This window comes from Arthrobacter sp. 05N33_2 (assembly GCF_056397425.1).
On record NZ_JBFTNJ010000005.1, the window covers coordinates 77,725 to 89,239 of the forward strand.

Sequence of the window (11,515 nt, forward strand, 5' to 3'; positions counted from 1 at the left end):
GGGCCCCGCAGTGGCATTCACCTGTTTCCTAACGGGGAAATTACAGAGTATTAACAGACTACTAACACAACTGCCGGCCCTGACAGAGAGTTCCGGGGAAATCTGGCCTCCGGTTAGGGTGGATGAATGCTCAGTCCCCTCACTCCCGTCCCCTTCCGGTCGCCTGGACACGACGGTACCGGACGCAGCGGGTATCCGCCCGCACCTGAACCGCTTCCCGTGCCGGTCATGGACAACCACACGCATTTGGATTTTCCCGACGCGGAGCTTGAGGTGGGCATCAAGGACGCCCTCGATGCCGCCGCCGCCGTGGGCGTGCAAGGCGCCGTGCAGGTGGGCTGCGACCTCGAATCGTCCCGGTTTACGGTCAACGCGGTCGACCTCGATTCACGGCTCCTGGGCGCTGTTGCCCTCCACCCCAACGACGCCCCCGGCTACGCCCGGCGCGGCGGCCTGGAGGAGGCCCTGGCCGAGATCGAGGAGCTCGCCGCCCATCCGAGGATCCGGGCGATCGGGGAGACCGGCCTGGACTTCTTCCGGACCGAGGGCGAGGGCCTGGTCCACCAGCGCTATTCGTTCCGCCGCCATATCGACATCGCCAAACGGCTCGGACTGACGCTGCAAATCCACGACCGCGACGCCCACGACGACGTCGTCCAGGTCCTGCGCGAAGAGGGGGCCCCGGAGCGGGTGGTCTTCCACTGTTTCTCCGGCGGCGAGGCGCTCGCCCGGACCTGCAACGCGGAGGGCTGGTACATGTCCTTTGCCGGAACAGTGACATTCAAGAACGCGACGGACCTGCGGGAAGCGCTGGCTATCGCTGAGCCGAGCCGGATCCTGGTCGAGACCGACGCACCCTTCCTCACCCCGCACCCGCATCGCGGCCGGCCGAACGCGAGCTACATGGTTCCGTACACGGTGCGGGCCATGGCCGATGTGACTGGGTCGGAGCTTTCCGGGCTGTGTGCGCAGATCGCCGCAAATACGGTGCTGGCGTACGGATCCTGGGACTGAACCGCCCTCATCCAGCCTCCCGGTGTAGATACGGGGTATGCACAAATTCTTGGTTCCTTTATAACGCTTCGATTACAGTGGTCAACTATTAGCCGGGGTCGGGGAAGGCCTACGGATAATTTCACTCCAGCAGGGCGTGCATTGTGGCCAACGAACCACATGCGCGCTCTCGTTTTGGGTGAGGCAGTGCACGCATGTTCCGTGACGCTCCGGACGCTGTCCGGAGCCGCCGTTGGCGCGCTCGCGGGGGATGGCCACGTGCACTTTTCCCCGTGCCCGGAAGGTCCAAGAGATTCGGGCAATTGTGGTCAAGTTCTTCACATCGGACGGCAAGTTCAGCTTCGTCAAGGTTGGCACGCAGCTCGTGGTGCTGGTGGCACTGGTGCTGGGCCTCGTGGCCTTCGTCGGCAATAACAAGACGATCACACTCAACGTGGATGGCAAAGTCAGCTCCGTCCAGACCTTCGGCGGAACCGTCGGGGAAGTCGTCAAGAGCGCCAAGGTTGAACTGCAGCCATCTGACAGGGTGTCGCCTTCGGCGGACGCCCACGTGCAGGACGGGTCAGTCATCAACGTCAACCTCGCCAAGGCCGTCAAGGTCAGCCTGGACGGCGCCGAACGGACCATCTCCACCACCGCACCCACCGTCGAAGGTCTCGTGACCGAACTCGGCGTGGCCAGCGCCTCGCAGGTCTCCGTGCCCAAGGACGCCCAGCTCGCTGTCTCCGGCTCCTTCGTGTCCATCTCGACGCCTAAAAAGGTGAGCCTCGTTGCGGACGGCAAGGCGGCAGCGACCACGACGACGGCGGCCACAGTCGCCAAAGTGCTCGAGGACGCCGGGCTTTCGCTCGGGGCCAGCGACCGCGTCTCCCAGCCCGGGAACGCCCCGGTGGTCAATGACATGGTGATTAAGGTCTCCCGCGTCGACGTCAGCAAGACGGCCAACACCACCGAGCCCGTCGCCTTCGAAACGCTCACCACCGAGAGTGCTGACATGTTCAAGGGTGAGAAGAAGGTCACCCAGGCCGGCGTCGCCGGCACCACCAGCAAGAACTTCAAGCTGGTCCTCGTGGATGGCCGCGAAGCCTCCCGGACCCTGGTGTCCGAGACCGTCAGCGTCCAGCCCGTCACCGAAAAGGTCACTGTCGGCACCAAGGAAAAGCCCAAGCCCGCCGCCAACACCGGTGCGGCCGCCCCCGCCATGATGAACCAGGGCATGTGGGACAAGATCGCCCAGTGCGAATCCGGCGGCAACTGGTCCACCAACACCGGCAACGGCTACTACGGAGGCCTGCAGTTCGACGTCGGCACCTGGCTCAGCTCGGGCGGCGGCGCCTACGCCCCGAACGCCGCGGCCGCCACCAAGGCCCAGCAGATCGCCGTCGCCAACCGGGTCTACGCCCAGCGCGGACTGCAGCCCTGGGGTTGCGGCTGGGCCGCCTCCAGCTAGCAGGCCAGGCCGGCGGCTGACTGCCCGCCACTGAACGCCCGCCACTGAACGCCCGACTCCCGCGGCTGCCGACCACAGCCAGGGGAGAGCACAGGCCGGGTCCGGATTCCCTCCGGACCCGGCCTGCGGCGTACCGGCGCCGGGATAGGATACCTAGGTGACTGAACCGAGCCCCTCCGCCCCCGAAAGCCTGCCCGGAGCGGCGCCCGCACCGCTGATGGGTGCCTCCGATATCCGCCGGCTGGCAGAGGAAATCAGCGTGCGGCCCACGAAGACCCTCGGGCAGAACTTCGTGATCGACGGCAACACCATCCGGCGGATCGTGAACGCCGCCGACATCCGGGCCGATGAGACCGTCCTGGAAGTCGGCCCCGGACTCGGGTCACTGACCCTTGGCCTGCTGGACGCCGCCCGCAGCGTGGTCGCCGTCGAAATCGATCCGGTCCTTGCCGGGCGCCTGCCGGCCACTGTCGCCGCGTGGCGACCGCACGCCGTCGGGAACTTCCACCTCGTGCTGGCGGACGCCATGCGGGTCACCGAACTTCCCGTCGAGCCGACCGCCCTCGTCGCGAATCTTCCCTACAACGTGGCCGTTCCCGTGGTGCTGCACCTCCTGCAGCACTTCCCGAGCCTGCAGCACGGCCTGGTCATGGTCCAGGATGAAGTCGCCGACCGGCTCGCGGCCGGGCCCGGCTCCAAGACCTACGGCGTTCCATCCGTCAAAGCCGCCTGGTACAGCAGCATGCGCAAGGCCGGCGTGATCGGCATGAACGTCTTCTGGCCAGCGCCCAAGATCCATTCCGGACTCGTCGCCTTCACGCGCCGGGAGCCCCCGGTTACGACCGCCACCAGGGAGCAGGTCTTCGCCGTGATCGACGCCGCCTTCGCGCAGCGCCGCAAGACGCTCCGGGCCGCGCTGGCCGGCTGGGCCGGCAGTGCCGCCGAGGCCGAACGCTGCCTGCGGGCCGCCGGCGTCGACCCCACAGCACGCGGCGAAGTGATCGACATCGCGGCGTTCGCCAGAATCGCCGAAGCCCACGGACAAGCGGACTCCTGAGCTCCTTGTGAGCCCTGCATGGGCGCCTCCGGGGGCGGTTGCGTGCTTGGAGCCCGGGCCGCGATGCCATAGCGTGGAGCCATGAACGCAGTGAGAGGGCGCTTTGCCGCGAGGACCGTCCGGGTGAAAGCTCCAGGCAAGGTTAACGTCTCACTGGACGTCGGACCGCTGCGGCCGGACGGCTACCACTCCGTGGCCAGCGTCTACCTGGCTGTCTCGCTCTACGAAGAAATTGCCGCCACCAGCACCGATACCGGCGAGATCACCGTCAGCATCAGTGATGCGAGCACCGTGGACCTCGACGGGGTGGACATTCCGCTCGATCACCGCAACCTGGCCTACAAAGCCGCCGCCATCATGGCCGACGTCTCGGAACACTCCACGGGTGTCCACCTGGAGATCACCAAACGGGTGCCCGTGGCTGGCGGCATGGGCGGCGGATCGGCCGACGCCGCCGCCACCCTGCTGGCCTGCGACGCGTTGTGGAACAGCGGACTGTCCCGCGATGAGCTGGCCCACCTGGCCGCCGAGCTCGGCGCCGATGTTCCCTTCGCGCTGCTGGGCGGCACCGCCGTCGGACTGGGCCTGGGCGATGACCTCTCGCCGGCCCTGGTCAAGGCCCAGACGGACTGGGTCCTGGTCAGCGCGGACTTCGGCCTGCCCACCCCTGAGGTCTACCGCACCCTGGACCGCCTGCGCGCGGCCGAGGGCCTGGCGGTGGACGAACCCGACGCCGTGGATCCCGGCGTGCTCACGGCTCTTCGCAGCGGCGATGCCGACGCCCTGAGCCGCGTGCTGGTCAACGACCTCCAGCGCGCCTCGATCGAACTGGCCCCGGGCCTGCGCGAGACCCTGGGCCGCGGCGAGGCCTGCGGCGCGATCGCAGGCATCGTCTCCGGCTCCGGACCCACCGTCGCGTTCCTCGCGCACAGCCCCGCCGCGGCCGCCGGGCTCGCCGAAGAGCTGCGGCACCACAGCCTCGACGCCATGGCGGTGCACGGGCCGGTGCACGGGGCCCGCATCATCTCCGATACGCTCCTTTAGGAGCTTTTGACGCATCGCATCCGATGACTTCACAGCTTCACTTCACCGATACACCTAAGAAAGCAGTTCCCAGTGGCACACCTGCTCGGCGGCGAGAACCTCACGGTCTCGTATGCAACCCGTACCGTCCTCGATGGCATTACCCTCGGCCTTGAAGAGGGCGACCGGATCGGCATGGTGGGCCGCAACGGTGACGGCAAGTCAACCCTGATGCGGTTGCTGGCCATGCGCTCCACCCCGGACTCCGGCCGGGTGACCAAGCGCAGCGAGGTCAACATCGGCTACCTGGACCAGAGCGACGTGCTCGACGGCGACCTCACCGTCGGCGCCGCGATCGTGGGGGACCAGGCCGACTACGAGTGGGCCCGCAATCCCCAGATCCGCGAAGTCATGGGCGGGCTGGTGTCCGACGTCGACTGGCACGCCAACGTCCACGCGCTCTCCGGCGGGCAGAAGCGGCGTGTGGCGCTGGCCAAGCTGCTGATCGAGGACCACGACGTCATCATGCTCGACGAGCCCACCAACCACCTCGACGTCGAAGGCGTCGCGTGGCTGTCCCGGCACCTGAAGACCCGCTGGCGGGCCAACCAGGGCGCCTTCCTCGTGGTCACCCACGACCGCTGGTTCCTCGACGAAGTCTGCACCAAGACCTGGGAAATCCACGACGGCATCATGGACCCGTTCGACGGCGGCTATGCCGCCTACGTCCTGGCCCGGGCCGAGCGCGACCGCTCCGCTTCCGTGATGGAAAGCAAGCGCCAGCAGCTCGTGAAGAAGGAACTCGCCTGGCTCCGGCGCGGTGCCCCGGCCCGCACCGCCAAGCCCAAGTTCCGGATCGAGGCAGCCAACGCCCTGATCGCGGACGTCCCCGAGCCGCGTGACTCGACGGCGCTGAGCAAGATGGCCACCGCCCGGCTGGGCAAGGATGTCCTGGACCTCGAGCACGTCTCGCTGGACTTCCTCGGCGGCGAGCCCGGGCAGAAGCTCTTCGACAACATCACGCTGCGCCTCGCCCCCGGGGAGCGGCTGGGCCTCGTGGGCGTCAACGGCGCCGGCAAGACCACCCTGCTCAAACTCCTCAACGGTGAGATCCAGCCCAGCTCCGGGAAGGTCAAGCGCGGCAAGACGGTGGTCACCGCGGTCCTGACCCAGGAGGTCAAGGAACTCGACGACGTCTCGGACCTGCGCGTGATCGAAGTGATCGAGCGGGAAAAGCGCTCCTTCAACGTCGGCGGCAAGGAATTCACCGCCGGCCAGCTCGTGGAGCAGCTGGGCTTCACCAACGAGAAGCAGTGGACCCCGGTCAAGGACCTCTCCGGTGGCGAACGCCGGCGGCTGCAGCTCCTGCGCCTGCTCGTGGGGGAGCCGAACGTGCTGATGCTTGACGAGCCGACCAACGACCTCGACACCGACACCCTCGCCGCCGTCGAAGATGTGCTCGACGGCTGGCCGGGCACGCTCGTCGTCGTCAGCCACGACCGCTACCTGCTCGAGCGCGTCACTGACCACCAGATGGCGCTCCTTGGCGATGGCAAGATCCGTGCCCTGCCGCGCGGCGTGGACCAGTACCTCGAACTGCGGGAAGGGGCCATGGCCGGCTCCACGATCACAGGCGGCGGCAACCCCGTCACCTCCGCCGGCGGGGGATCCGCTCCCGCCACCAGCGGCCCTTCCGAGGCCGAAAAGCGCGACGCCCGCAAGGCCAAGAACCGGATCGACCGCCAGCTGGGCAAACTCAAGCAGCAGGAAGACAAGATCCACGCCCAGATGACCGCCGGGGCCGGGGACGCCAGCAAGTTCGACCAGCTMGCCGGGCTTAACGCGAAACTCCAGGAACTGGCCGGGGAACGCGAAGCCCTTGAACTCGAATGGCTCGAAGCCCTGGAAGTGCTGGGGGAGTAGCCTCCTGCCCTCCCCGGGACATGCCCAGCGTGAGCACCCACCGCTGGACATGTCCCTCGCAGCCCTCAAAACCCACGGGACATGTCCCTCGGCGCGGACCAACACCGGACATGTCCCTTGGCGGGCTCAAATCCCGCAGGGCATGTCCCACGGCGCGGACCAGCATTGGACATGTCCCTTGGAGGGCTCAAATCCCGCCGGGCATGTCCCTCGCCGCGGGCCAGGGATGGGCATATTGGCGTTATGCCCATTGTCCGGGACCAACACTGGGCATATCCCGCATAGGGACCGAGGTCTCTGCGCACGCCCGGGAAGGCACGTCCCGCGGAGTGCGTGAATCCTGCGGCACATGTCACTTGGCGCGGGCCAGCACTGGACATGTCCCTTGGAGGGCTCAAATCCCGCAGGGCATGTCCCTTGGAGGGCTCAATTCCCGCAGGGCATGTCCCTTGGAGGGCTCAATTCCCGCCGGGCATGTCCCTCGGCGCGGGCCGAGCACTGGACATATTGGCATCATGTCCATTGCTCGGGACCAACACTGGGCTCATCCCGCGTAGGGGCCGAGGTCTCTGCGCGCCCAAATAGGCACGTCCCGCGGAGTGCGTGATTCCTGCGGCATATGTCCGGCCGCGCGGACCAACACTGGACATGTCCCGTGGCGCTGGCCGCACCGCCCTCCCGCGCCTGCCCGCTCCTTCCGCGGCGCTGAGTCGCACGAGCATCAACCTTCGTGGCAGAATTGATTCTCGTGCCACAGGTCAAGCCTGGGCACGGTCCGCTCTGGTGTAATGGCAGCACCCCGGCCTTTGGAGCCGTGGAGTATAGGTTCGAGTCCTATGGGCGGAACTTGGCGAGACACACCGCGCAACCAAGCAAGGAGAGCCAATACGTGAGCCCCGAGAATACTGGCCCGGCCGCCGTGATCGTCCTAGCTGCAGGGGCCGGTACCCGGATGAAATCCCGTACCCCCAAAATTCTCCATGAGATCGGCGGCCGCTCGCTGGTCGGCCACGCGCTCCAGGCGGCCCGCAGTATCAGCCCCCGCGAGCTGGCCCTGGTGGTCCGGCATGAACGCGACCTCGTGGCCGCCCACGTCTCCGCCCTCGATCCGAAAGCCCTGATTGTGGACCAGGACGATGTGCCCGGCACCGGCCGCGCGGTCGAGGCGGCACTGGAAGCGCTCGATACGCTCGACCCCCAAGGCCCGCTGGGCGGAACGGTCGTGGTCACGTACGGCGACGTCCCGCTGCTCACCGGTGGCCTGCTCGGCGAGCTCGTCGCCGCCCACGAGGCCGAGGGCAACGCCGTCACCGTCCTCACCGCCGTGCTCGAGGACGCCACCGGCTACGGTCGCATCCTCCGCGCAGAAGACGGAACCGTCACGGGAATCCGCGAACACAAGGACGCCACCAGCGCCGAACGCGAAATCCGTGAGGTTAACTCCGGCATCTACGCCTTCGACGCCGCCGTCCTGCGCGACGCGCTGGTCCACGTCACCACGGACAACGCCCAGGGCGAAAAGTACCTCACCGATGTCCTGGCCCTGGCCCGCGCCGCGGGCGGCCGCGTCGCCGCCGTCGTCACCGACGACCGCTGGCAGGTGGAGGGCGCCAACGACCGCGTCCAGCTCTCGGCGCTCGGCGCTGAACTCAACCGCCGCACACTCGAAGCCTGGATGCGCGCCGGGGTGACCGTCGTGGATCCCGCCACGACGTGGATCGACGCCACGGTGACGCTCGACGAGGACGTCCGGCTCCTGCCCAACACCCAGCTGCACGGCAGCACCACGGTGGCGCGCGACGCCGTCGTCGGCCCGGACACCACGTTGACCGACGTCACGGTAGGGGAGGGCGCCACGGTGATCCGCACCCATGGCTCCGGCTCCACGATCGGGGCGCGCGCCAGCGTCGGCCCCTTCACCTACCTGCGCCCGGGCACCGTCCTGGGCGAAACCGGCAAGATCGGCGCGTTCTACGAAACCAAGAACGTCACGATCGGCCGCGGCTCGAAGCTGTCCCACCTCGGCTACGCCGGGGACGCGGAGATCGGCGAGGACACCAACATCGGCTGCGGCAACATCACGGCCAACTACGACGGCGAGAAGAAGCACCGTACGGTGATCGGCTCGGGTGTGCGCACCGGTTCGAACACCGTGTTCGTGGCCCCCGTGCGCGTGGGCGACGGCGCCTACAGCGGCGCCGGGGCGATCATCCGCAAGGACGTCCCGGCCGGCGCCCTCGCCGTCACCCTGGCCAAGCAGCGGAACTCGGACGGCTGGGTTGCGGCCAACCGCCCCGGTTCCGTTTCCGCCGGCCTGGCCGAGTCCGCCCTGGCCGAATCCGCTGCCGCGGTGGATTCCGCCGCGGGCGCCGCCCCAACATCCTCCACTACTCCGGCACCGACAGAAGAGGGCTAGCAATCATGAGCGAAATTACGGCACACGGCGAGAAGAAGCTGGTGCTGGCCGCGGGGCGCGCGCACCCTGAGCTGGCGAAGGAGATCGCGAAGGAGCTCGGCACCGAGCTGCTGCCCCTGGACGCCTACGACTTCGCCAACGGCGAGATCTACGTGCGGGCCGGCGAGAGCGTCCGAGGCACCGACGCCTTCGTAATCCAGGCCCACCCGGCCCCGTTGAACAACTGGCTCATGGAACAGCTGATCATGATCGATTCGCTCAAGCGGGCCTCCGCCAAGCGCATCACTGTGGTGTCCCCGTTCTACCCCTACGCCCGGCAGGACAAGAAGGGCCGTGGCCGCGAGCCGATCTCGGCACGCCTCGTCGCCGATCTGTACAAGACCGCCGGCGCCGACCGCATCATGAGTGTGGACCTGCACACTTCCCAGATCCAGGGCTTCTTCGATGGCCCCGTGGACCACCTGATGGCCATTCCGCTCCTGGCCGACYACATCCGCACCCGGGTCGGCTCGGACAAGGTCACGGTCGTCTCGCCGGACACCGGCCGCGTCCGCGTGGCCGAGCAGTGGGCCGAGCGCCTCGGCGGCGCGCCGCTGGCGTTCGTGCACAAGAGCCGGGACCTCACCGTGCCCAACCAGGCCGTCTCCAAGACGGTCGTGGGCCAGATTGAAGGCCGCACCTGCGTCCTGATCGACGACATGATCGATACCGGCGGAACCATCTCCGGCGCCGTCCAGGTGCTCAAGAACGCCGGCGCCAAGGATGTCATCATCGCCGCGACCCACGCCGTGTTCTCCGATCCGGCGGCCCGCCGGCTCTCCGAGTCCGGCGCCCGCGAAGTGGTGGTCACCAACACGCTGCCGATCACCGCGGACAAGCGGTTCCCGCAGCTGACCGTGCTCTCCATCGCGCCGCTGATCGCCCGCGCCATCCGTGAAGTGTTCGACGACGGCTCCGTCACCAGCCTGTTCGACGGCCAGGCCTAAGCCGGCCGGCGGAGGGCCCGGTTTCAGAAACCGGTCCTTCCGCTGGTAGCCTTGTACCGAAACCTTGGCGAGGGAGAGCGCCGGCATTCCGTATTGAATTCCTTATTGACGGGAAATTAATCGGAACCCGGAGTGCTGGTCTCCGTAATCGACTGGGTCTGAATCTCCTTCTGAAGGGCAGCCGCACGGCAGCCCGGCGTCGAAGGTCGTAAACAGACCTCCGCCCTTGCTGAACACCGTTTAGTCCCACAGCTTGAAATCCCACGAGGAGATATCCATGTCTGAGCAGAAGCTCGCAGCAGAAGTCCGCACCGAATTCGGCAAGGGCTTCGCCCGCCGCGCCCGCATGGCCAACCTGATCCCGGCTGTCATCTACGGTCACGGTGCCGAGCCGATCCACATCACCCTGCCGGCGAAGGCCACCACCCTGGCCGTCCGCACCGCCAACGCCCTGCTGACCCTGGACATCGACGGCGAGCAGCACCTGGCCCTCGTCAAGGACATCCAGCGCAACCCGATCAAGCAGATCATCGAGCACCTCGACCTGCTGACCGTCCGCACCGGCGAGAAGGTCACCGTTGACGTGCCCGTTCACCTCAGCGGCGAGCTGGCCCCGGGCAACGTCCACAACCTGGAAATGACGGTCGTTTCCGTCGAGGCCGAGGCAACCCACCTGCCGACCGCCATCGAGGTCAGCATCGAAGGCCGTAGCGCCGGCGAGCACATCCACGCTTCCGACCTCGTTCTGCCGAAGGGTTCCACCCTGCTGGCCGACCCCGAAGCACTCGTCGTCAACATCTCCGAGGCCACCGAAAACGTCGAAGAGGGCGAAGAGGGCGAAGCAGCCGCACCGTCGGCCGAAGCAGCAGCCGAGTAATTCCGTTGAATTTTACGGCGGCCGGGTCCCTCAGGGGCCCGGCCGCCGTCGTCTCTGATGCCGTATCCCGCGCCGTACGCGCCCCGTAGCCGGCTGCCTGCCCCGACCCACTTGACCCGTCCCACCTGACCCGCCCCACTGGCCGCGCCCCCGGCTGCGTCCCACCGAAGGACTGACCCATGACCGACACCTGGCTGATCGTAGGCCTTGGAAACCCCGGATCCGAGTACAGCCACAACCGGCACAACGTCGGCCAGATGGTCCTGGACGAACTCGCCTCGCGCGTCGGCGGTGGCTTCAAATCGCACAAATCGCGTGCCCAGGTCCTCGAAGGGCGCCTGGGCATCGGCGGACCCCGGATCGTGCTGGCCAAGCCGCTGTCATACATGAACGTCTCCGGCGGCCCAGTGTCTGCCCTGGCCCAGTTCTACGGCATCGATCCGGCCCACGTCATTGCCGTCCATGACGAGATCGACATCCCCTTCGACACCGTGCGGCTCAAGATCGGCGGCGGCGAAGGCGGCCACAACGGACTGCGCGACATCTCCAAGGCCCTGGCCACCAAGGACTACCTGCGCGTGCGGGTCGGCGTCGGGCGTCCGCCCGGACGGATGGAGACCGCGGACTTTGTCCTGCGTGACTTTTCCGCGCCGGAGAAAAAAGAACTGCCCTTCCTCATCGACTCAGCTGCCGACGCCGTCGAACTCCTGGTCCGGGACGGCCTCACCGCCGCCCAACAAAAGTTCCACCCCGCCAAGGCGACGTAGCC

The 11,515-nt window shown here is 67.5% G+C and carries 9 protein-coding genes and 1 tRNA gene; all 10 read left to right on the top strand.

Annotated elements, in window-relative coordinates:
* Positions 1 to 126 precede the first annotated feature (126 nt).
* Positions 127 to 1,014, top strand: coding sequence for a TatD family hydrolase (locus AC1DHX_RS05635; RefSeq protein WP_476859130.1), 888 nt, complete (start codon positions 127 to 129; stop codon positions 1,012 to 1,014).
* 304 nt (positions 1,015 to 1,318) lie between these two features.
* Positions 1,319 to 2,464: a ubiquitin-like domain-containing protein gene (locus AC1DHX_RS05640; protein ID WP_476849065.1), complete on the top strand. Its 1,146-nt coding sequence runs from the start codon at positions 1,319 to 1,321 to the stop codon at positions 2,462 to 2,464.
* Positions 2,465 to 2,681: 217 nt separating this feature from the next.
* Complete coding sequence (gene rsmA, locus AC1DHX_RS05645) at positions 2,682 to 3,521, top strand: 16S rRNA (adenine(1518)-N(6)/adenine(1519)-N(6))-dimethyltransferase RsmA (RefSeq protein ID WP_476859216.1); 840 nt, start codon at positions 2,682 to 2,684, stop codon at positions 3,519 to 3,521.
* A gap of 81 nt (positions 3,522 to 3,602) precedes the next feature.
* Positions 3,603 to 4,565, top strand: coding sequence for a 4-(cytidine 5'-diphospho)-2-C-methyl-D-erythritol kinase (locus tag AC1DHX_RS05650; protein WP_028276492.1), 963 nt, complete (start codon positions 3,603 to 3,605; stop codon positions 4,563 to 4,565).
* Positions 4,566 to 4,637: 72 nt separating this feature from the next.
* Complete coding sequence (locus AC1DHX_RS05655; protein ID WP_476859129.1) at positions 4,638 to 6,467, top strand: ABC-F family ATP-binding cassette domain-containing protein; 1,830 nt, start codon at positions 4,638 to 4,640, stop codon at positions 6,465 to 6,467.
* 774 nt (positions 6,468 to 7,241) lie between these two features.
* Positions 7,242 to 7,313: transfer RNA gene (locus AC1DHX_RS05660), tRNA-Gln, on the top strand.
* Positions 7,314 to 7,356: 43 nt separating this feature from the next.
* Complete coding sequence (gene glmU, locus AC1DHX_RS05665; RefSeq protein WP_476859128.1) at positions 7,357 to 8,883, top strand: bifunctional UDP-N-acetylglucosamine diphosphorylase/glucosamine-1-phosphate N-acetyltransferase GlmU; 1,527 nt, start codon at positions 7,357 to 7,359, stop codon at positions 8,881 to 8,883.
* Positions 8,884 to 8,888: 5 nt separating this feature from the next.
* Positions 8,889 to 9,869, top strand: a complete 981-nt coding sequence (locus AC1DHX_RS05670) for a ribose-phosphate diphosphokinase (RefSeq protein ID WP_476899899.1) — start codon at positions 8,889 to 8,891, stop codon at positions 9,867 to 9,869.
* A gap of 277 nt (positions 9,870 to 10,146) precedes the next feature.
* Positions 10,147 to 10,746, top strand: a complete 600-nt coding sequence (locus AC1DHX_RS05675; protein ID WP_028276489.1) for a 50S ribosomal protein L25/general stress protein Ctc — start codon at positions 10,147 to 10,149, stop codon at positions 10,744 to 10,746.
* 179 nt (positions 10,747 to 10,925) lie between these two features.
* Entirely contained in the window at positions 10,926 to 11,513 is a 588-nt protein-coding gene (pth, locus tag AC1DHX_RS05680; RefSeq protein ID WP_223914139.1) for an aminoacyl-tRNA hydrolase, read from the top strand.
* The last annotated feature ends 2 nt before the right edge of the window (positions 11,514 to 11,515 follow it).

Coding starts and splice junctions, on each gene's coding strand:
- AC1DHX_RS05675 (WP_028276489.1), top strand. CDS start 10,147: ATGTCTGAGCAGAAGCTCGCAGCAGAAGTCCGCACCGAATTCGGCAAG.
- AC1DHX_RS05650 (WP_028276492.1), top strand. CDS start 3,603: ATGAACGCAGTGAGAGGGCGCTTTGCCGCGAGGACCGTCCGGGTGAAA.
- AC1DHX_RS05635 (WP_476859130.1), top strand. CDS start 127: ATGCTCAGTCCCCTCACTCCCGTCCCCTTCCGGTCGCCTGGACACGAC.
- rsmA (WP_476859216.1), top strand. CDS start 2,682: ATGGGTGCCTCCGATATCCGCCGGCTGGCAGAGGAAATCAGCGTGCGG.
- pth (WP_223914139.1), top strand. CDS start 10,926: ATGACCGACACCTGGCTGATCGTAGGCCTTGGAAACCCCGGATCCGAG.